This is a genomic window from Pseudonocardia abyssalis (assembly GCF_019263705.2).
GTDB lineage: Bacteria > Actinomycetota > Actinomycetes > Mycobacteriales > Pseudonocardiaceae > Pseudonocardia > Pseudonocardia abyssalis.
The window spans coordinates 4,648,734-4,668,351 of sequence record NZ_JADQDK010000001.1; the positions used below are offsets into that span (position 1 = coordinate 4,648,734).

Below are 19,618 nucleotides of genomic sequence, written 5' to 3' on the forward strand. Positions count from 1 at the left end.
CCGTGCGGCGGGAGAAGACGAAAGCGGGCCCCGCGCACCCGCCAGAGCCCATTGACCCTTGCTGCCTTCCGGCCCTGGGGGAGTTCACAGGATGGGCGCCGCGCGGGACCCGTCGTCGAGTGTAGTGCCGAGTCGGGCGGCCGCGACGGGGAGGTTATGCTTCTCGGCGTTGGAGGATTCGCCTAGTGGCCTATGGCGCACGCTTGGAAAGCGTGTTGGGTTCACGCCCTCGGGGGTTCGAATCCCCCATCCTCCGCAGGTGAAACCGGGTGTCCCGCACGCAGGGACACCCGGTTTCGTCGTTCAGTCTCACTTCCAGTCTCACTTGCCGCGCCAGATCAGGCCGCCGACCCGGTCCGCGACGTCACCCCGGATCGCACCGGTGATGTGCTGGTAGCGGGCGGCCATCGCCGTCGTGGACCAGCCCATCAGGCCCATGACCGCCCGCTCCGGCACGCCGAGGATGAGCAGCACGGTCGCGGCGGTGTGCCGGGCGTCGTGCAGCCGGCCATCACGCAGGCCGGCGTCCGCGAGCAGCCGCTTCCAGTGGTGGTAGTCCGTGTTCGGGATCACCGGCTCCCCACGAGGAGTCGTGAACACGTAGCCCGACTCCCGCCAGAGCTGCGCCGCCGTCGACCGCTCCCGTTCCTGCTCGTCCCGATGCTCGACGAGGAGCGCGACCAGCTCGACCGGGAGGCCCACCGCACGACGGCCGGCCCGTGACTTGGTCTCGTCGGTCTCGGGGCGCGCGAGCAGCCGACGCGGGCAGTAGCCGGCCTTCTTCCCGCACGTCCCGCCGCAGCCGTGTTCGTACCGAGGACGGAGCCGCCCGCGCCGGACCCAGAGCGTCCCCGCCGTGAGATCCACGTCCGACCACCGCAGCCCCAGCACCTCCCCCTGACGCAGCCCGAGGGCGAGCGCGATGGCCCACCGAGCGCTGTTGCGTCGCAGCGACGCGGCCTTGAGCAGTTGCCGAACCTCGTCGACGGTGTACGGCTCGACGTCGACTTCGCCCGGACGCGGCGCCTTCGCGAGCTTGGCCGGGTTCCTGGTGATGCGCCCGCGTCGCTCCGCCTCCCCGAGCGCGGTCCGGATCGTGCGGTGCGCCTGGTTGGCCGTCCCCGCCGAGCTCCCGGCCCGCAGCATCGTGGCGTAGAGCCGTTCCAGGTGCTCCGGTTCGAGCCGGTCCAGCCGGTGCGCGCCGACGCCCGGGATGAGGTGGACGTTCACCGCGACCCGGTAGCCGGAGAGCGTGTTCTCCCGGACGGCCGGCGCCGCGATGGTCTCGACCCAGTGCGTCAGCCACTCCCCCACCGTCGGGACCCGGCCGACGTTGCGCACCGAACCGGCGTCCCGCTGCCGTTCGAGGTCACGGACGGCCTTCACCGCGTCGGCCCGCGACTTGCGCATGACATGCCGGCGATCGGGCCGGCCGTCGTCCTTCACCCCGACCGTGACGCGGCCGTGCCAGTAGTCGTCAGCGCCCTTGTAGATGCTCGACGCGCCGTTCGGCTCCCGCGACTTCTTCGCCTCGGTCATGCCGCTCCCCCGAGCCTGCGCAGGGTCGAGACGTAGGAGTCCAGGGCGTCGGTCGGGATGCGCCGCAGCCGGCCGATGCGGACGGACTCGACCTCACCGGCCGCAACGAGCGCGTACATGAGCGTGCGGCCGATCCCGAGCCGTTCGGCGGCTTCCTCGACGGTCAGCACGAGCCGGAACGGGCGGGCCTGGTCGGTGGTGATCACGCTGCCTCCTCGGTTGCCGAACGGTTCTCCGGCGGTGCGCCGGCCAGGAGCTGGGCGGCGTCGTAGTCGGCCTTCCAGCGCTGTCTCTCCGAGATCGCCTGCAGCAGCAGCGCGGGCCGGGTCGGGACGTCGGGATCGCCGGCCTTCGTGGCTTCCCACTCGAACGGCCCGTCATCGACGGCGTAGCCGGGCCGGACGCCGGTGGCGGTGAGCAGTTGCCGAACGAACGCGGCCCGCTCGCCCGCGTGATCCGCGAGGGTCTTTCCCGACCACTTCCGCGAGACCAGGACCCGGCGCCCGGCGATGCCGAGGTGTTCGGATCGGTGGGCCTTGCCCTTGCACTGCCCCGACGCCATCGACAGCCGTGCGCCCTTGGGCTGCACCCCGTAGATCAACCACACCGGGCACCGCGGCGAGCACGGAGTCACCCGCAGCTCGGCGACGAGGCGACGGTGGTGCTCCCGCTGCCGCTCGGTCGCGTCGTCGTCGAGGCCGGCGGCCCGGGCGACGTCCTTCATCAGGTACTTGGTCAGGTACCCGATGTGCCGCCCAGCCTCCTCCGTCCCGCCGAGGATCCCCTTCACGTGCACCTGCGCCCCGAACCGCACCACGTGCGACGGCTCGGTCAGCGTGGCCGGGTCGGTCGCCTCATCCCAGGTGGGCAACGGCTCCCGGGTGTCGGGGTCGACGAACCCCTTCGTCCGGTCGTCCCACCGGGGCAGGTCCTTGCCCGCGTACTTGACCTCGTCGTGAGCCGGCCAGAACACGCCGTGATCCGTGGCGGCCGCGATCGCCCGCAACTCCGCGCGCGGGATGCTGCCCCGGATGGCAGCGTGGAAATGCGGCGCGCCCCGGCGCTGGGGCTCGATCGTGCCGAAGTACTGCACGTCCCAGCCGACGCACCGGCGGGTGTTCTGCCAGAACCGGTCCAGGATCTTCGGGAAGTGGATCGCGTCCCGAGCTGCCCGGCGGTAGTCGTAGTTCGCCGGGTCCAGCGCGGCCCCGTCCCCGTCCACCCGCCCGTACGAGTCGAGCGTGAGGGTCAGGAAGGTCGAGGGCCGGTACTTGTCGCCGAACACCTGACCGAGGGTGCGCTTGTCCACCGGCCGGCGCGGCAGGTCGGGCAAGTCCTGCCGGCGCCGCGTGGACCGCTTCACCGCCGGGCGGTCGGGGCGGTCGAGGGGTTCGAGCCGGCCCGTCACTCCCAGGCGCCGTAGTTCGTCGTCGACCACGGCTATGGTCTCCCGGATCTCCTCGCACTCCTCCTCGTCAGACGCGGCCCGGGCGTGCTGGTAGGCGACGTGCAGCTCCGCCCGGGCGGCCATGAGCTGCTTCTGCTCCGAGGTGGGGTCCGGCCGGGCCGGGATCGGCTCGTGCTCGAGGTGCCAGCCCTCCCGGCACTGGGTCATCCGGATCCGTCGGTTTTTCTCCGCGCACGGCTTGCACACGTCTTCGCGGCGGGCCCCGCAGGGGACGGGAACGACGTCGACCTTCCCGGAGGTGAGGTCTATCCGCCGGAGCGCAAGCGGGCGGACGCAGACGCCGTGGTCTTCGGCGAGCTTGCGGGCCACGTCCCCGGTGAGGGCCATGAGCGCCTTCTGCGCGCGGGTGAGCTGGTCGTGGTCTACAAAGCCGGCCGGAGCGGTGGTCGTGGTGTCGGTGGTGGTCATGCGGGGCCTCCGATCGAGTGCAGCGCCGGGACGGACTGGAGGAACGGGCCGGCCTGGGCCGGGATGGCCAGCCCGGACGGGGTGGTGACGAAACGCTCCAGGTCCTTGATCACGTGATCGGGCACCCATGCGGAGCGGACGCGGAGGGGTTCGCGGATGCCCTCGCCGAACAGGTAGCCCACGCCCGGCTCGTGCTCCCCGATCCGGTTCGCCCACGCGCCCCGGTCGTAGGCGTGCTCGCCGAGGACCATCGACACGTGCGACTTGGAAGCGACGCGCAGGCAGATCCGGCGCGGGAACAACTCCCGGACCGGGACGGTGTCCTTCGTCGGCTCCTGCACGTAGCCGCGCACCGAGTAACCCAGCGCCCGGCCCTGCGTGGTCAGGACGGCGACGCGTTCCACGATCGCTTCGCGGGTCTTCCTATCGCCGACGTAGCGGACCAGGGCGCCGATCTCGTCGAACTCGATCAGCTCCAACGGGAACTCCCGGCTGATCGGGACGACCCGCTTGTGGGTGGAGAACCGCTCCTTACGCGCGGTCATGCCGTCGATGAGGTCGTCGAGCAGCGCGAGTGCGTCCTTGCTGGTTGAGGCGTAGCGGTGGAACACCCGCCGCCCGTAGGCCAGTTCCATGCCCTTGGGGTCGATGGCGGAGACCCGGACGAGGCCGTCGCGGATGGCCGGGGCCATGGACACGATCGGCCCCCAGGTGAACGAGTTCTTCCCGGCACCGGTGGAGCCGGCCATCAGGGTGTGGCTGCCTTCGATCGCCTGGAACCAGTCGGCGCCGTACTCGGTGCGCCCGGACCAGATCCGGCGGAAGTCGATGTGTTCCCCGGCCACGCCGTAGAGCGCCCCGAGCGGCTGCGACTCGACGATCTGGGCGAGCCGGTCGTGGCGCTGATAGTCGATCGACACCAGGTTCGGGCCGAGTTCGCGAACCTGGCAGCGGGTCACCCCGCGCGCCACGGCGAGCGATCGGGCGGCGGCGTCGAAGTCCTCCGGGGTCTGCCCCGGGACCAGGCGCACCCGGACCTCGTCCCAGGACCCGCCGGAACGGACCCCGACCACGCGCGGCACCTCGTCGGCGCGGCCGGTGGTCGTGGGTCGGACCATGGAGCGGCGGAACGGGTTGACCTGGACATGGACGCCCGGGTCTCGCTCGACGACGGTGAGGCCGCAGGCACGGAGCCAGCGGGGCATCTTGCGTGCGTAGATGGCCCAGCGCAGCCACCAGGCGCGCAGGTGGCGGCCGACCCACGGCTCGAACGAGTCGTGATCCCACCATCGCCAGCCGAGCAGCCCGGCCGCGATCACTGTGGCCGTGATCAGCAGTGAGGGCCAGCCCAGGAAGTAACACCAGGCCACGACGAGCGCGGTGCCGACGCTGGTGCGCCAGTGCCGCACGAGCCAGCGCCCGAGCTTCCACACGCCCTTCACCAGCAGCCAGACCGTCACGAACACGACCGCCACCGCGGCCAGGGCTTCGAGGAGTTGGGTCAGCCAGCGGCCGAGCTTGTGCAGCGCCCACAGCCCGCCACCAGCGACCAGGGCGAGCAGGACGAGTTGCGCGGTGGTCATCACGCCACCTCCCGAGCAGTAGGGCCGGCCCAACGCTGGTGTGCGGCCTGCCGGGTCACACCGAGTCGGGAAGCAATCTCGCCCCAGGAGTAGCCAGCGGCCCGGAGGCCGGTGACGGCGTCGCCGATCGCGGCGTCGAGATCGGCCGACAACGCGGCAAGGTCGGGCAGCGCCTCGACGTCGCCCGCGGCGATCCGCCGCCCAGCCGCGCGGATGATGCGGCGGCCGAACGCGGCGAACTCGGAGTTCTCGACCACCCGCGGGGTGCGACCGGCCGTCAAGGTGGCGTTGACGCGGAATCGGGTCCGGGCGTTCACGCGGCCACCGCCCCGGGTCGGATCGACGAGACGCGGCGGCCGGCGAACAGGTCGGCGCGCTCGTCGGGGGTCAGACCGGCGGCGATGCCCCACCGTCGGGCCGGGTCCTCCCCGGTCATGACGTCAAGCAGGCAGTCGAGCCGGACCGGGCAGTCCGCGCAGATCTCCCGGGCTGCGGTGACAGCAGGCCCGAACGGGTCGAGGTCGAGGGGGTAGAAGATCTCCGGATCGACGTCGCCGCACTCGGCGTCGTTGCGCCAGTCCCGGCCGGTTGCGGTGGTTGTGGTCGTGGTGGTCATGCCGTGACCCCCAGCTCGTGCCAGTTCGACAGGGCGCCAGCGGTGTCGGAGGTCAGTACGCGGTCGGCGCGGGCGCGCCAGTCCGCGGCGGAGTCGCGCCAGAACCGGGCCCGGTCGCGCTCCGTCCCGGCGGAGATGACGACGGCCTTGCCGTGCAGCGGGTGCAGGCCCGCGCGGTAGGTGAAGCGGGCCAGGACCCGCCACCACGCGGCCCGGCGGGCGCACACCCGGGCCAGGCACAGGGCCCGTTCGGCGTGCTCGACGTTGCTGCGGTGCGGGAGCGCGGCCGCGGCGTTGTAGGCGTCATCGAGGGCGCCCAACGCCGCGACGATGTGCGCGGGAACCTCGGGGATCAGCCGCCCGACGTCCGGGGCGGGGTGCTTGGTGTCGTGGTGTGGATCAGGCGTGGTGCGCATCTAGGATCGGTGTCCTTCCGGGACTCGGATTCCTTGCCAGGGGTTGGGGACTAGGGAGATCAGGAGGGGAGCCCGGTTGCCGCCGTGGCTCCCCTCCGCCATGCAGTTCAGGCGGCCTCCCCGGAATTCGCGCGGGGCGCCGGCTTGCCCGAGCCGGCCTGCTGCGGGGCCCGCATCACCGAGGCGCGGAAGCTGTACGCGACGCGGGCCCGGCCGCCGTTCTCGTTGAGGTACGGCGTGACCGTGAGCCCGTCGAACTCGACCGGGCGGAACGGCATCCCCGGGATCGCCTCCGGCGGGACCGGCTGGTGCGGGGCGGAGATCTTCACCGTGACCGTCTTGGCGTCCTTGCGAGCGTCGGGGTCCGGGTCGAGCACCGACACCGACCACACCAACAGGCCCGAGTCCTTGTCGGTCGCCTGCACCGGACGCTCCTTCGTCGAGCGCTCGAAGTCCCGCACCGGCTCGACGTCCCCGACGACGTAGGCGCCGTGCGGGAACACGTCGTTGTGGTTGACCTTGAACTTGCCGTTGATAGCCACTCGGCTCTCCTATGTTTATCCCCCTAAACCGTAAAGCCGGACTGACTCCCGTTCGTTGAGGGGGGGTAAACACAAGGTAGGCGGGTGTCGCGAACCTGTCAAGGACCCCTAAACTCATCACGGTGAGTAGCCCTGACGACTTCGACGCGGTCCGGCGCGATCCGGACCCGATCCGTCGTGGACGCAGGGCGACCGAACTCATGTCGATCTACCAGCAGCGCGCGACAGAACTGGCCCGGCTACGACGCGAGGCCATCGAGGAAGCCCACCAGGGCGGCGGTCTCACCTACACCGAGATCGCGACGGCGCTCGGGATCACCAAGGGGCGCGTCACGCAGATCAGGTCCGGCGCGCCGGCCCGGGAGCGGGCGTTCTTCGGGGTCGGGCCCGTGCATGTCGGGGTCCCGCTGCGCGAGGGCACCGACAGCCGGATGCGCAGCTACGTCGACGCGGCCGACCTGAAGACGCAGGAGGACACCGCGACGCTGCTCGGCACGCTCGCCCTCACCGCGGAGCCGTTCACGATCCCGCCGGCCACGACGACCGTGCCGGACGGCGACGCGGTCATCATCTGTGGCCCGAAATCGGCCCCGATCGGCGCTGATCTGCTCGACTCCGACCCACGGTTGGGCATGGTCCGCGAGTCGGACCGCTGGTGGATCGAGGACAAGAGGACCGGTGAGCGCTACGGCTCCCCCCTCTCCGAGAAGCCCCCGGGACACGAGGACATCGGCTACCTCTCCCGACGCGTAGACGAGGGCCGGGTGATCGTGCACATCGCGGGAATCCACAGCCCCGGCTCACGCGGCGTCGTGCACTACCTCGCCCACCACCTGGCCGAGCTGCATAGCCAGGTCGGCGCCGCATCGTTCAGTCTCGCCGTGCGCTGCCGCCTCGACGACCTCACCGTCGTCGACAGCGAAGCGTTTGCCGGCCCCCATCGCTGGTGACCCGGTGAAGGTGCACACAGCCACACTCGCCGGCGGACAGTCCAACGCCGACCGCGTCTTCGTCACCGACCATTCGGTGATCGTCCTCGACGGAGCAACAGCATTCGAACCCGTCGACGTCGACCCCGGCACCTACGCCGGAACCCTCGGCAAAGCCATCGCGGAGCGCGTCGACCAGGCCCCCGACATCGCCACCGCTGTAACGGAGGCGATCCGCGCAACGAGCGCTGCGCTGCATCTCAACAACACGGCATCGCCATCGAGCACTGTGACGGTTCTGCGAGCCCGAGACGACCACGCAGACCTCTACGCACTCGGCGACAGCTCGATCTACTACGGCACCGCGAGGCAATCCGCACAGCTCACCGATACCCGGTTGGCAGCTCTGCCCCTAACCGAGCGCGGACGCTACAAGGCAGCCCTCACAGCAGGGGCCGGCTACAACGACGAGCACCGCGAGACCCTGGCCGCACTACAGCGTGCCCAGCGCCTCTATCGCAATGTGCGGGGCGGCTACTGGATCGCCGAGACCAACCCCGACGCCGCGCGGCAAGGGTTCACCGTCACCCTGCCGGCCGGCCAGATCGAATGGGCCGTTCTCGCCACCGACGGCGCAGCCGACCTGATCTGTCACCACGAGCGGCCACGGTGGCCCGAGATCGCCCGCTACGACGACGCAGCCCTGTCGGAACTCCTCGACCGCTTGCACCAGTGGGAAGACGACGCCGATCCGCACGGTCAGCTTCTGCCCCGATCGAAGCGGCACGACGACAAGACCGTGGCAGCGGTCCCAGCCGTCTTCTAGGTCGAGCGCGTCACCGTTCTACGCTGCCGAATCTGTCTCTATGGGATCAAGGCGCCGCCTCCGGCGGCGCGCGCGGCCGGCCACGCCGGCCCCGCCACCTCAGCACTCCACCTCCGGCCCGTGCCGAGGTGGCGTGACCGTCTACCCGGCCCCGCTCCCACCGATAGGACGCAACCTCATCCCCACGAACCAGATCGTCAACGCGACCGACGACGAGCACGACGAGAAGAACCCGGGCGCTGCCCGGACCCGGCACCGCTCAGAGATCAGGGGGAGCTGCGGTGCGGCGGTGATCTCCTCACGGCGCGCCAGAGGCAGCCAGACCGGCGGCCCGACATGCAAGCCGGGAAAGAGTGGCCTGCACGCCGAACCACCGGCCCGGCAGGGATGAACCCGCGCCGCGAGGAGATCACCTACTTAGCTACCGAGCTGCTACTCCGTGCAGGCGCAGATATCTACTCGCCAACCCCCGCACGACCCATGCGGCGACGGAGCAAAAGGTGACGAGCCGACTGCAGGACCTGCAAGACATCCTTCGGCAACAACTTCAATTTCTCAACAAGGATTCTATTCGTTTCCTCGACTACGAGTTCGGAGTCTCCGCCGAACTTCCGCGTAAGTGCGTCAAGTACAGGTAGGTACTCGGCGGCATTCGCCAGAGGCACTTTTAGTCTGCCGACTTCGGATGGAACAAGTTCCAGAACTCCCCCGCCGAAGCTGCGGCCCTCAATTTCTGCCGTAAGCAAGGTATAAGAGTTGTGGAAGAGGGCTACCAGGTCTCGCTCGCGTCCTGAGAACTCTGGCCGCATGACTCCCTTATAGATGGTGTCTGTTGTACCAACCCCTGCATCATTTACAATCAGGCGCGGGTAAATGTGCGACCTCTTCGACATTAAGAGTTGCCCTATCGGAACAACAGGCACGCGATACCACGGATCCCGAATACGGCATTTGTAGCGGCCAGGAAGACCGTCCGCCTGTCCCCGAGCGATATACTCCGCAGGCTTCGGAAAGGCTACAACATCGGGGTTGCTCGCCGAGAAGTCGAGGAGCCATCGCGGCGCCTCACCTTCCGACATTTGCGCGAAGTCCTCATCTCTAAACACCAGCCCCTGCGCATGCCTGATGCGAGGCAACAGCGGGAGCCTCCAAGGGTGCAGCCTGTACTCATCTAGCGTTGCATCGGTGACCGTAAAGTATTGATTTGCGCCCGTAACCGTCGCGACACCGATACGAGCCACGTCACCCAATGAATAGATGGAGGGAATCGACCGCATCGAGTCGAATGCACTTAGCTGCTCTGGTGTAAGCAGGTACCCGGTCCAGGTGGTAGCCGACGTCTCAACAAGATGTACCCATGTGTTCTGCACCGCGTGATCGCAGACAGTCAACTTTGGTTCACCCTGAGTCTCTCGATGAACTCGCCCACTCAGAACGACAACTTCTTGAAGGACTCCGCTAAACGACTTCGGTGGAAACAAATCTACCCGGAGTTCTTGCGAATTGCAGCTTAGCCAAGTTCTGATCATTCGCGCCGAAATACCAGTAAAGCATTCGGTGGGGATAATGAAGGCGAAAGCGCCTCCGTTTCGGACCATATTCAGACTCGCCAAAAGTACTGGGATCCATAGATTCGATACTCCGGCCAGCGAAACACCGGCCTTCTCGCTAACCTCCTGCGCAGCCAGACGGTCGGACTCGCTGACAAACTGAAATCGAACATAGGGCGGATTCCCTACCGCAACATCGAACTGCTCAGACACACGGCAGGCCACTTCAAGCACACTGCCCGTAATCGTTTCTCCAGCAACGTCGAGATTTCTGATGGCAGTTGCCGTCTTGGCAGCTTCACTGGGGGCAATCTCAACGGCGACGACCCTGCTTATCGAAGACGAAGAAGCGTGCGCAGCAAGCCCCCGGATGAATTCGCCATCTCCAGAGCTGGGCTCCAAAAGCGAAAGGTGCTCCCTGCCCCCGACAAGCTCTTGTATTCGGTCAAAGCACACTTTCACGAGCGCTGGAGGCGAATAGAAACCGCCCCGCAGCTTTTCCGGACTGACCTCTGCTGCAAGTTTCACGGGTGCCTCCACGACGTTCGGCGCTACTGGACACGCTAGAGCTGAGGTCTGACAGTCAGTTCAACCGAACGCGGCGTGTCGAGGTGACGGTGGGCCGCATGACCCACAGGCTGCCGTCCGTGAAGGTAGTGCTTGCGACCCAGCCGTACGCAGACGGTGTGAACCTGGCCAGCTTCTTGCAGCGTGCTGCAGCCAGAGATGATCTGACCAACCTGACCGCCGCAGTAGCTTGGGCGAAGCGCTCTGGGCTCAGCCGTGTGGCAGACGACCTCCGGAAGATCCGCGCTAGAGGCCAGGTGGAGCTCCTGGTTGGCATCAGTGAGGGGGGCGCCACGAGGCAAGGCCTGGAACTTGCCATGAGCCTCGCCTCGACTGCTTACGTATTTCACGACCCGACGGGGCGAACGTTTCACCCGAAGGTTTATTACGCGTCCGGTGATGCCAGCGGCATGGCCTACATCGGATCCAATAACCTCACGGCGGGTGGCTCCTACTACAACTACGAGGCGGGGGTTGAAGTAAGTCTCGACTTTAGCCAGGAAGAAGATCAGGCATTCGCAGACGAACTGTTGGCCTATTTTGACAAGCTTCGCACTGACACTGACATCTGCAAAACGCTCGATCCAGATTTGTTGCGCGGACTGCTGGCAGACCCCAGCTATCGGATCGGCGATGAAGACGTCCAAAGGCGGACGGCGAGCGTTGGCGACACCGACCAAGTGGCACCTGACGACGTGGACTCGGTCACGGAGGAGGAAACCACGGAGGCGCCGATCTTTGGCAGGAGTCGCTGGCCGAAGGTTAAGCCGCCGCAGCAGCCACGCGCCGCAAGGCCATCCGTCAAGACTAGCGATCCCATCAAGGGCGAAGTAGACCCTGAGCGTCGTGACTTCGCAGATGTGCAACGCCGATGGTTCAAGAAGCTCAGCGCCTCGGACGCGCAGCAGCCGCCGCGACCCGGAAGCAACGTAACTGGCGCCCTCCGCCTCTCTCAAGCCCGACTCCCGATCGACCACAAGACCTACTTCCGTCAGGACTTCTTCGGCGATCAGATCTGGCGGCCCGATGAGCGCAGTTCCGGGCTTGAAGTCTGCTTCGTTGAGATGAAGGTCTTTGTCTACGGCCAAGACCTGGGCATCATGCCCTTCCGCATCGACCACAAAGCAAGCCGCATCGCCGACCAAAACAACGTTCCGACAGTCCTCAAGTGGGGCGGTCTGGGAGAGCGGCTGCGCCGAGAAGACCATAAGGGTGACTTCGTGATCATCGAAGTGCTGAACGATGGCTACGTGCTCCGGATCCAGCTTGAGGAACCCTCTGCGCTCTGAGCCGGTGGCCCGCGCCGTCCAAGCCGCGCGCCAACGCCGGTTCGGTGCTCGCCGATGAAGGCGCCTGGTCGACTGCAGCGCACCGGGACGGCCGCAGCAGGCGTAGGTGCTCGCAGCGCCTGGACGAACCGCCTCCGTCTCAGTTCCAGTCTCATTCGTCGTCGTCCAGCCCGGTTCGGGCGAGCCGATATGCGGGCTTTGGTCGCAGGCCCAGACGCCCATGACCCGTCCTGAACGGCGGTCACCAGACTTGGAAAGCGTGTTGGGTTCACGCCCTCGGGGGTTCGAATCCCCCATCCTCCGCAGGTGGAGCCGGGTGTCTCGCAGGTCGAGGCGCCCGGTTCCGTCGTTGAGGGGCCGTGAGCGGCCGGTACCGGTCAGTTCGATCACCAGCTCTGGCCGGTGACCGTGCACCCCCGCTAACCTCGGAACCGGGTCCGCTTCCCGCGACACCCCCGGACGAGGTGCGTCGTACCCGGCTCGACGACGACGCAGCACCGGAGGTGTGTCATGGCGTGGATCGTGCTCGTGGTCTCGGGAGTGCTGGAGACCGTCTGGGCCTCGGCGCTGGCCCGCTCGGCCGGGTTCAGCCGGCTCGTCCCGTCCGTCGTTTTCGGCGTGGCCCTCGTGCTGAGCATGGCCGGCCTCGCGTTCGCCCTGCGGACGATCCCCGTCGGCACCGGCTACGCGATCTGGGTGGGGATCGGGGCCGTCGGCACCGCGGCGTACGGGATGGCGGTGCTCGGTGAGCCCGTCACGACGGCCCGGATCCTGTGCCTGGTCCTCATCGTGGGTGGCGTTGTGGGGTTGAAGTTCGTCCATTAGGCCGAACATCGACCCGGGAAGGTCACAAGAACCTCACGGCCGGTGGAACCGCGGTTGGCCGGCCCCCCGACCGGGCACTCCGTCTCCAGCAGGCCGCTACAGCGGCCGCAGGGGCACACAGGAGGATTTTGAGATGGGCATTCTGGGCTGGATCATCGTCGGTGGTCTGATGGGCGCGCTGGCGAAGGCCATCATGCCGGGCAACGACCCGGGCGGCATCATCGTGACGATCATCATCGGCATCGTCGGCGGCCTGCTGGGCGGCTTCATCGGCTCCGCGCTGTTCGGCGTCTCCACCGGTGGGTTCTTCGACATCCGCACCTGGCTGATCGCGCTCGTCGGCGCCCTGCTGCTGCTGGGCATCTACCGCGTGATCGCCGGACGCCGAGCCGTCCGTCACTGACGTTCCTCCGACGAAGGCCCCGTCCCCTCCCGGGACGGGGCCTTCGTCGTGTCCGGGGCCCATGACGGCCGGGTGATCGTCCGCCTCCTGCTCGCGCCGGCCTGCGTCGTCGTGCCGACGTGGGTGTTCGCCACGCGCTGGTCCACGGTGCTGAACGACCATCCCGCGTACCCGGTCCTGCTGGTCGCGCTCGTCGTCGTGGGGGCGGTGCTCGCGCTGCGCGCCCGGCGGCCGCGGGCGTCGGGCCGGTGGCGCACGGTGGGGCGGGTGGCGGCGGCCGTCCTGCTCGTCGCCGTGCTCGGTGCCGTCGGGTGGCTGCGCCCGTTCGCGGCGACGTCAGGCGATCCGCTCGCCGCCGGCGCCCCCACCACCTGGGAGCTCCGACCGACCGGGCCACCGTCGGACGTCGGGGTCGTGTTCTACCCGGGCGCCCGCGTCGACACCCGCGCCTACCTCGCACTGCTCCGCCCGCTGGCCGACGACGGGCACCTGGTCGTGGTGGTCAAGCCGCCGCTGGACATCGCGCTACTCGTCGGTTCTCCCCCGTTCGACGACCACCCGGAGATCGGACGCTGGGGTCGTGGGCGGGCACTCCCTCGGCGGGACGGCGGCGTCGATGGTGGACGGCCCGCGCGTCGCCGGTCTGCTGCTCTGGGCCTCCTACCCCGCCGACGACCAGTCCGGGCGTGACGTCCCGACCCTCTCGGTCTCCGGCGACCGCGACGGCCTCGCCACCCCCGACGACATCTCCGCCACCGCGGCGCGGCTCCCGGCGGGCGCGCGGTCGGTCGTCGTGACCGGCGGTGTCCACGCCTTCTTCGGCGACTACGGGGAACAGCCCGGCGACGGCGTCGCGGGCGTCGACCGGGCGTCGGCGCAGCGGCAGACCGTGGAGGCGAGCCGCGGGTTCGTCGACGCGATCCGGTGAGGTCGGCCGGGGCCGCGCGGGGCGTCGGTCGGGGCCCGTGACCAGGAACGCCGGGCGTCCGTGAGGACTGCCCGGCGTCGACTGGCGGTGGCGGTGGGATTTGAACCCACGGAGGCTTTCACCTCACACGCTTTCGAGGCGTGCTCCTTCGGCCGCTCGGACACGCCACCGCCGAGAAGCTTACAAGAGGGTCGCCGCGGTTCCGCCGACCCCCGGCCGTGAGCGAACCGTGATCGACGCCGACGCCGCCGACGTGCAGAATCCGCCCGTGGCCACCCCGCTCCGGCGCCTGCTCGCCGTCACCGCGCTCCTGCTCGCCGCCGGCTGCGCCCCCGCGGCACCGACGGAGCCCGCCGCGGCCGCGTCCTGCGAGCCCGGCGCGCTGCCCACCCTGACCGCGGGCACCCTGACGGTCGGCACCGACCAGCCGGTGTACCCGCCGTGGTACCTCGACGACGACCCGACGTCCGGGCAGGGTTTCGAGAGCGCCGTCGCCTACGCGGTGGCCGAGCAGATCGGGTACGCCCGCGACGCCGTGAGCTGGGTGCGGGTGCCGTTCAACGCCGCCATCGCCCCGGGCCCGAAGACCTACGACCTCAACCTGACCGAGTTCTCGATCAGCGACGAGCGCCGCCAGGCCGTCGACTTCTCCTCGCCCTACTACGACGTGGCGCAGGCGGTGATCGCGATCGAGGGCAACGCGTTCGCCGGGGCCACGAGCATCGCGGAGCTCGAGGGCGCGCGGATCGGCGGGCAGGTCGGCACCACGAGCTACCAGGCGATCGTCGACCAGATCGCCCCCACGACCGAGCCGTCGGTGTTCAACACCAACGACGACGCCAAGCTCGCGCTCACCAACGGCCAGATCGACGCGCTCGTGCTCGACCTGCCCACCGCGTTCTTCGTCACCTCCGCCGAGCTCGACGGCGGCGTGATCGTCGGGCAGCTCCCCGCGGGCACCGGCACGCCGGAGCAGTTCGGCGCGGTGCTCGACAAGGACAGCCCGCTGACGGGGTGCGTCTCCGACGCGGTCGACGCGCTGCGCGCCGACGGCACCCTCGACGCGCTGGAGCAGGAGTGGTTGGCCTCGGCCGGGGCGGCGCCCGAGCTGCGGTGACCGTCGAACCGAGCCCGCTCGCGCAGGACCGGGCCGCGTACCGGCGCTCCCGCGCGCGCCGGTCCACGACCGTCGCGCTGGTCTCGACGGTGGCGTTCGCCGCGGCCCTCGCGTTCGGCCTGGTCAACACGCCGGGCTGGCCGCGGGTGCAGGAGACCTTCCTCGACCCGCAGGACGCCTGGGCCGCCCTGCCCGCGGTCCTGTCCGGGCTGTGGCTCAACATCCGCGTGCTCGTCGTCGCCGAGCTCGGGATCCTCGTGCTCGGGCTGCTGATCGCGCTGCTGCGCACGCTGCGCGGGCCGGTGTTCTTCCCCGTGCGCGCACTCGCGATCGGCTACGTCGACCTGTTCCGCGGCGTCCCGCTGCTCATCGCGCTCTTCCTGATCGGCTTCGGGGTGCCCGGGCTGCGGCTGCAGGGTGTGCCGAACGACGTGGCGGTGCTCGGCACGATCACGCTGATCCTCGTCTACTCGGCGTACGTCTCCGAGGTCTTCCGCGCGGGCATCGAGTCGGTGCACCCGTCGCAGCGGGCGGCGGCGCGGTCGCTGGGGCTGACGCACCGGCAGTCGATGCGGCTGGTGATCCTCCCGCAGGCCGTCCGCCGGGTTCTGCCGCCCCTGCTCAACGACTTCGTGGCGCTGCAGAAGGACGTCGGGCTGATCTCGGTGCTCGGGGCCGTCGACGCGATCCGGGCGGCCCAGATCCAGTCGGCCCTGCTGTTCAGCTTCACCCCCTACGTCGTGGCCGGACTGCTGTTCGTGCTGCTGGCGATCCCGACGGGCCGCATCGCCGACGCGGTGGCGGCACGGGCGGCGCGGCGGGAGAACGCATGACACCGGTGTTGGAGGTGCACGGCCTCGTCAAGCGCTACGGCGACGCGACGGTCCTCGGCGGCGTCGACCTCACCGTCGGCGAGAACGAGGTGATCACGCTGATCGGGGCGTCGGGCTCCGGGAAGTCGACGCTGCTGCGGTGCGTCGACCTGCTCGAGGAGGTCGACGACGGGCGCATCCTGCTCGACGGCGACGACATCTCCGACCCCCGCCGCGGCCCGAAGGCGGCCGCGGCGGCGCAGCGGCGGATGGCGATCGTGTTCCAGGCGTTCAACCTGTTCCCGCACATGACCGCGCGGCAGAACGTGGCGCTCGCGCCGCGGGTGGTGCACGGGCTGACCGGCGAGCAGGCGAACGAGCGCGCCGACGAGCTGCTGCACCGCGTCGGGCTGGAGTCCTTCGCCGGCGCCTACCCGGACCGGCTCTCCGGCGGGCAGCAGCAGCGCGTCGCGATCGCCCGCGCGCTGGCGGTGCGGCCCCGGCTGCTGCTGCTCGACGAGATCACCTCGGCGCTCGACCCCGAGCTCGTCGGCGAGGTGCTGGCGATCGTCCGCGAACTGGCCCGCACGTCGGTGACGATCCTGATGGCGACCCACGAGATGGGCTTCGCGAAGCAGGTGTCCGACCGCGTGTGCTTCCTCGACGGCGGCGTGATCCTGGAGTCCGGCCCGCCCGATCAGGTGCTCGGGAAGCCCCGGGAGACGCGCACGCAGGAGTTCCTGGCGCGCGTCATCGCAGCGGGGCGCCTGATGTGATCCCCGCGGCCGCGAGCCCGGCGTCGACGAGTCGGGAGCGGTCGAGGCCCACGACGTCGGCGAGCGGGACCCACGCGGCGTGGTCGGAGCTGCCGCCGATCTCGTCGCGCAGCGTGCCGCCGGTGATCTCACCGGTGTAGAGGATCCGGATGGCGTGCACGAGCACGTCCTCCTGGTCGTCCCAGAGGCGGGAGTCGACGTCGACCAGCTCGCCGAGCAGCACCTCCAGGCCGGTCTCCTCGGCGACCTCGCGGACCGCCGCGTCGCGCGGGTGCTCGCCGTGGTCGAGCCCGCCGCCGGGCAACGTCCACCGCTCGGAGCGGGTGAACCGCACCATCAGCAGCGAGCCCTCCCGCACGCAGACCACGTACGCCCCCACCCGCTGCCGCTGCTCCACCGCCGCAGGCTAACCGAGAACCCACGGTCGAGATCGACACCAGCGCTCCCCCGACCGACGGTGTACCGGTGCTCGACGAGGCCACCTCCGCCGCTCTGCTCACCGACGTCCGGCCCGGCACCCCGGCGGCGGTGGTACGACCGACGCGGTGGTCCCGGCCATCGGGACGGTCTCGGACGACCGTTCGTCCGCGGGATCTGCGCCACCACGACTGAACGATCGCTGCTCGTCGGCGAGATCCACCGACGCGGCGACACCTGGCGGATCCGGTCGATCGGCCGGGGCTACGACGACGAACTGGGCGCGCGGGCCGCACGCCACGGGGTGGACGTCGACCGCGACTCAGCGCCGATCGGCGAAGAACGACTCCATCAGCGCCGCGCACTCCGTCGCCAGCACTCCGCCGACGACCTCGGGTCGGTGGGTGAGGCGGCGGTCGCGCAGGACGTCCCACAGCGAGCCCGCCGCGCCGGTCTTCGGCTCCCACGCCCCGAACACCACCCGGTCGACGCGCGCGAGCCCCAGTGCGCCCGCGCACATCGTGCAGGGCTCGACCGTCACGGCCAGTGTGCAGCCCTCCAGCCGCCACTCCCCGCGCACCGCGGCGGCGGCGCGCAGGGCCAGGATCTCCGCGTGGGCGGTGGGGTCGCCGAAGGCCTCGCGGCCGTTGCAGGCGGCGGCCAGCTCACAGCCGGACTCGTCGACGACGACCGCGCCGATCGGGACGTCCCCGGTGCGCGGCGCGGCGGCGGCGAGCACGAGGGCACGGCGGATCAACGCCTCGTCCGAGGCGGAGGCGGCGGCCGTCACCGCGCGTCGACGACCTCGGCGAGTGCGTCGGCGAACCCGCAGCGGCGGCCGATGGTGGCCAACTGCTCGTCGGGGTAGAGCTCCAGCTCCCCGGCGAGCATCTCCAGCTCGTCGGCGGGCAGCCCGAAGTCGGCGAGGATCGACAGGTCACCCTCGGGCCACGGGTCGTCGAGGGCGTCGTCGTCGGGCGGCAGCTCCACGCGCAGCAGGTCGAGCACGTCGGCGGCGACGTCGTAGTCGAGCGCCGCGACGGCGTCGGACAGCATCACCGCGATGCCGCCGGGCACCGGGCGGACGAGGACGAAGAACTCGTCGTCGACGTCGAGCAGGCCCACCACCGCACCCTCGACGCGCAGCTCCCGCAGCTCGGTGATGGCGGCGTCGAGGTCGACGAGGGACTCGGCGGACAGCCGCGTGCACCGCCAGCGACCCTCCTCCCGGATCGCCGCGACGGCGTACCCGGGCAGGGCCTGTCCGCGCGCGTCCGGACGCGCCTCGACGCTCTGCACCGCCATGCCCCTACGGTAGGCCCACCCCGGACTGTGGTCCACACCACACCCGGAACTCCACCCCCTGGTGACCACCCCGTGATGCCAGGATCAGGCCATGCCCGACCTCGCCGCCCAGGCCCGCGCCCTGCAGCCGCGGACGGTGGCGATGCGCCGGGCGATCCACCGCAGGCCCGAGATCGGGCTGGACCTCCCGCACACCCGCGACACGGTCCTCGACGCGCTCGCCGACCTCCCCCTGCAGGTGCACCTCGGCGTCGGCGTCGGCTCGGTCGTCGCGGTCCTCGACGGCGCCCGCCCCGGCCCCACCGTGCTGCTGCGCGGCGACATGGACGCGCTGCCGATGGACGAGGACACCGGGCTGGAGTTCGCCTCCGAGGTCGACGGCGCGATGCACGCCTGCGGGCACGACACCCACGTCGCGATGCTCGCCTCCGCGGCCCGCCTGCTCGCCGGGCGACGCGACGAGCTGGCCGGGCGGGTGCTGTTCATGTTCCAGCCGGGCGAGGAGGGCTTCCACGGTGCCCGCCACATGATCGACGAGGGGCTGCTGGACGCCACCGGTCCCGCCGGGCGCCCGGAGTGGGCCTACGCGCTGCACATCAGCGCCACGATCCCGGCGGGCGAGCTGCACCTGCGGCCGGGGCCGTTGATGGCGGCGGCCGACACCATCCGGATCACCGTCCGCGGGCGCGGCGGCCACGCCTCCGCCCCCCACGACGCCGCCGACCCCGTGCCGGCCGCGGCCGCGATGATCGGCGCCCTGCAGACGGCGATCTCCCGCGAGGTCGGCGCGCACGATCCCGCCGTCCTCACGATCGCGCACCTCACCGCGGGCACCACCACCAACGTCATCCCGGAGACGGCGTTCATGGAGGGCACGATCCGCACGCTGTCCGCACCGGTCCGCGAGCACGTGCGCGAGATCGTCCGCCGGGTCTGCCGCTACACCGCGCTCGCGCACGGCTGCTCGGCCGACGTCGTCGTGGAGCCGGGGTACCCGGTCACGATCAACGACGCCGGCGCGGTCGACCACCTCACGGCGGTGGGCCGCGACGTGCTCGGCCGCGACCGCGTCCTGACGATGCCGACGCCGATCCTGGGGGCCGAGGACTTCTCCTACGTCCTCGAGCAGGTGCCCGGTGCGCTCGCGTTCCTCGGCGGCTGCCCGCCCGCCGTCGACCTGGCGACGGCCCCGGCCAACCATTCCAACCGCGTGGTGTTCGACGAGTCGGCGATGGCGGCCGGGGTGGCCGTGTACGCGGGGCTGGCGCTCGACGCGCTGGGCTGACGCTCCACCATGGTGGG

At 70.1% G+C, this 19,618-nt stretch carries 23 protein-coding genes, 2 tRNA genes, 1 other RNA gene and 1 riboswitch; of the genes, 12 read left to right on the forward strand and 14 right to left on the reverse strand.

The window, feature by feature from the left end:
* Positions 1–18: 18 nt before the first annotated feature.
* Positions 19–115: signal recognition particle sRNA small type (gene ffs, locus I4I81_RS22615), an RNA gene on the reverse strand.
* A 56-nt stretch (positions 116–171) separates the two neighbouring features.
* Here ffs and I4I81_RS22620 point away from each other — a divergent pair.
* Positions 172–256 (forward strand) — tRNA-Ser (locus I4I81_RS22620).
* A gap of 65 nt (positions 257–321) precedes the next feature.
* On the opposite strand, the gene I4I81_RS22625 is transcribed toward I4I81_RS22620, so the two are convergent.
* From I4I81_RS22625 to I4I81_RS22660, 8 genes are all read right to left on the reverse strand, one after another.
* Positions 322–1,539 (reverse strand): tyrosine-type recombinase/integrase, encoded by a 1,218-nt coding sequence (locus I4I81_RS22625; protein ID WP_218600927.1) that lies wholly within the window; start codon positions 1,537–1,539, stop codon positions 322–324.
* On the reverse strand, positions 1,536–1,745 hold the full coding sequence (locus tag I4I81_RS22630) for an excisionase family DNA-binding protein (protein ID WP_226363516.1): 210 nt from the start codon (positions 1,743–1,745) through the stop codon (positions 1,536–1,538). The genes I4I81_RS22625 and I4I81_RS22630 overlap by 4 nt, the downstream gene beginning before the upstream one ends.
* On the reverse strand, positions 1,742–3,415 hold the full coding sequence (locus I4I81_RS22635; protein ID WP_218600926.1) for a replication initiator: 1,674 nt from the start codon (positions 3,413–3,415) through the stop codon (positions 1,742–1,744). The genes I4I81_RS22630 and I4I81_RS22635 overlap by 4 nt, the downstream gene beginning before the upstream one ends.
* Positions 3,412–4,998, reverse strand: coding sequence for an FtsK/SpoIIIE domain-containing protein (locus I4I81_RS22640; RefSeq protein WP_218600925.1), 1,587 nt, complete (start codon positions 4,996–4,998; stop codon positions 3,412–3,414). The genes I4I81_RS22635 and I4I81_RS22640 overlap by 4 nt, the downstream gene beginning before the upstream one ends.
* Complete coding sequence (locus I4I81_RS22645) at positions 4,998–5,315, reverse strand: hypothetical protein (RefSeq protein ID WP_218600924.1); 318 nt, start codon at positions 5,313–5,315, stop codon at positions 4,998–5,000. Before I4I81_RS22645 ends, I4I81_RS22640 begins: the two co-directional genes overlap by 1 nt.
* Positions 5,312–5,614 carry a WhiB family transcriptional regulator gene (locus I4I81_RS22650; protein WP_218600923.1) on the reverse strand — a complete coding sequence of 101 codons (303 nt, stop codon included), beginning with the start codon at positions 5,612–5,614 and terminating at the stop codon, positions 5,312–5,314. Before I4I81_RS22650 ends, I4I81_RS22645 begins: the two co-directional genes overlap by 4 nt.
* Positions 5,611–6,030 (reverse strand): hypothetical protein, encoded by a 420-nt coding sequence (locus tag I4I81_RS22655; protein ID WP_218600922.1) that lies wholly within the window; start codon positions 6,028–6,030, stop codon positions 5,611–5,613. Before I4I81_RS22655 ends, I4I81_RS22650 begins: the two co-directional genes overlap by 4 nt.
* A 107-nt stretch (positions 6,031–6,137) precedes the next feature.
* Positions 6,138–6,572, reverse strand: a complete 435-nt coding sequence (locus tag I4I81_RS22660) for a plasmid replication, integration and excision activator (RefSeq protein WP_218600921.1) — start codon at positions 6,570–6,572, stop codon at positions 6,138–6,140.
* Positions 6,573–6,694: 122 nt separating this feature from the next.
* Between I4I81_RS22660 and I4I81_RS22665 the strand changes: the two genes are divergently transcribed.
* Positions 6,695–7,522: an RNA polymerase sigma factor sigma-70 region 4 domain-containing protein gene (locus I4I81_RS22665; RefSeq protein ID WP_218600920.1), complete on the forward strand. Its 828-nt coding sequence runs from the start codon at positions 6,695–6,697 to the stop codon at positions 7,520–7,522.
* Between the two features lie 4 nt (positions 7,523–7,526).
* Positions 7,527–8,327, forward strand: coding sequence for a protein phosphatase 2C domain-containing protein (locus tag I4I81_RS22670; protein ID WP_218600919.1), 801 nt, complete (start codon positions 7,527–7,529; stop codon positions 8,325–8,327).
* A gap of 455 nt (positions 8,328–8,782) precedes the next feature.
* Here the strand turns inward: I4I81_RS22670 and I4I81_RS22675 are convergent, their stop codons facing one another.
* Complete coding sequence (locus tag I4I81_RS22675) at positions 8,783–10,405, reverse strand: Eco57I restriction-modification methylase domain-containing protein (RefSeq protein WP_218600918.1); 1,623 nt, start codon at positions 10,403–10,405, stop codon at positions 8,783–8,785.
* Positions 10,406–10,503: 98 nt separating this feature from the next.
* On the opposite strand from I4I81_RS22675, the gene I4I81_RS22680 reads away from it, so the two are divergent.
* The 5 genes from I4I81_RS22680 (at position 10,504) to I4I81_RS31260 (ending at position 13,889) form a co-directional block, all read left to right on the forward strand.
* Positions 10,504–11,733 carry a phospholipase D family protein gene (locus I4I81_RS22680; RefSeq protein WP_218600917.1) on the forward strand — a complete coding sequence of 410 codons (1,230 nt, stop codon included), beginning with the start codon at positions 10,504–10,506 and terminating at the stop codon, positions 11,731–11,733.
* A gap of 430 nt (positions 11,734–12,163) precedes the next feature.
* Positions 12,164–12,229: riboswitch (guanidine-III (ykkC-III) riboswitch) on the forward strand.
* Between the two features lie 14 nt (positions 12,230–12,243).
* Positions 12,244–12,558: a DMT family transporter gene (locus tag I4I81_RS22685; protein WP_218600916.1), complete on the forward strand. Its 315-nt coding sequence runs from the start codon at positions 12,244–12,246 to the stop codon at positions 12,556–12,558.
* 133 nt (positions 12,559–12,691) lie between these two features.
* Positions 12,692–12,961, forward strand: coding sequence for a GlsB/YeaQ/YmgE family stress response membrane protein (locus I4I81_RS22690; protein ID WP_218594178.1), 270 nt, complete (start codon positions 12,692–12,694; stop codon positions 12,959–12,961).
* Between the two features lie 72 nt (positions 12,962–13,033).
* Positions 13,034–13,651 carry an alpha/beta hydrolase gene (locus tag I4I81_RS31255; protein WP_218600915.1) on the forward strand — a complete coding sequence of 206 codons (618 nt, stop codon included), beginning with the start codon at positions 13,034–13,036 and terminating at the stop codon, positions 13,649–13,651.
* Complete coding sequence (locus I4I81_RS31260) at positions 13,578–13,889, forward strand: alpha/beta hydrolase (RefSeq protein ID WP_267460776.1); 312 nt, start codon at positions 13,578–13,580, stop codon at positions 13,887–13,889. The genes I4I81_RS31255 and I4I81_RS31260 overlap by 74 nt, the downstream gene beginning before the upstream one ends.
* Positions 13,890–13,971: 82 nt before the next feature.
* Here I4I81_RS31260 and I4I81_RS22700 read toward each other — a convergent pair.
* Positions 13,972–14,059: transfer RNA gene (locus I4I81_RS22700), tRNA-Ser, on the reverse strand.
* A 98-nt stretch (positions 14,060–14,157) separates the two neighbouring features.
* Here I4I81_RS22700 and I4I81_RS22705 point away from each other — a divergent pair.
* Genes I4I81_RS22705 through I4I81_RS22715 form a run of 3 tightly spaced genes read left to right on the forward strand, consistent with a single transcriptional unit; the run spans position 14,158 to position 16,594 of the window.
* On the forward strand, positions 14,158–15,006 hold the full coding sequence (locus I4I81_RS22705; RefSeq protein WP_226363517.1) for an ABC transporter substrate-binding protein: 849 nt from the start codon (positions 14,158–14,160) through the stop codon (positions 15,004–15,006).
* Positions 15,003–15,839, forward strand: coding sequence for an amino acid ABC transporter permease (locus tag I4I81_RS22710; RefSeq protein ID WP_218600913.1), 837 nt, complete (start codon positions 15,003–15,005; stop codon positions 15,837–15,839). The genes I4I81_RS22705 and I4I81_RS22710 overlap by 4 nt, the downstream gene beginning before the upstream one ends.
* Entirely contained in the window at positions 15,836–16,594 is a 759-nt protein-coding gene (locus I4I81_RS22715) for an amino acid ABC transporter ATP-binding protein (RefSeq protein ID WP_218600912.1), read from the forward strand. The genes I4I81_RS22710 and I4I81_RS22715 overlap by 4 nt, the downstream gene beginning before the upstream one ends.
* Here the strand turns inward: I4I81_RS22715 and I4I81_RS22720 are convergent.
* The 3 genes from I4I81_RS22720 to I4I81_RS22730 form a co-directional block, all read right to left on the reverse strand.
* On the reverse strand, positions 16,569–16,991 hold the full coding sequence (locus I4I81_RS22720) for an NUDIX hydrolase (protein ID WP_218600911.1): 423 nt from the start codon (positions 16,989–16,991) through the stop codon (positions 16,569–16,571). The two genes, I4I81_RS22715 and I4I81_RS22720, sit on opposite strands and share 26 nt — an antisense overlap.
* A gap of 342 nt (positions 16,992–17,333) precedes the next feature.
* Positions 17,334–17,801, reverse strand: coding sequence for a nucleoside deaminase (locus I4I81_RS22725; RefSeq protein ID WP_226363518.1), 468 nt, complete (start codon positions 17,799–17,801; stop codon positions 17,334–17,336).
* A complete protein-coding gene (locus I4I81_RS22730) occupies positions 17,798–18,316 on the reverse strand; it encodes a tRNA adenosine deaminase-associated protein (RefSeq protein ID WP_218600910.1) in 519 nt (172 codons plus the stop codon). The genes I4I81_RS22725 and I4I81_RS22730 overlap by 4 nt, the downstream gene beginning before the upstream one ends.
* Before the next feature lie 91 nt (positions 18,317–18,407).
* Between I4I81_RS22730 and I4I81_RS22735 the strand changes: the two genes are divergently transcribed.
* Positions 18,408–19,601 carry a M20 metallopeptidase family protein gene (locus tag I4I81_RS22735; protein WP_218600909.1) on the forward strand — a complete coding sequence of 398 codons (1,194 nt, stop codon included), beginning with the start codon at positions 18,408–18,410 and terminating at the stop codon, positions 19,599–19,601.
* The last annotated feature ends 17 nt before the right edge of the window (positions 19,602–19,618 follow it).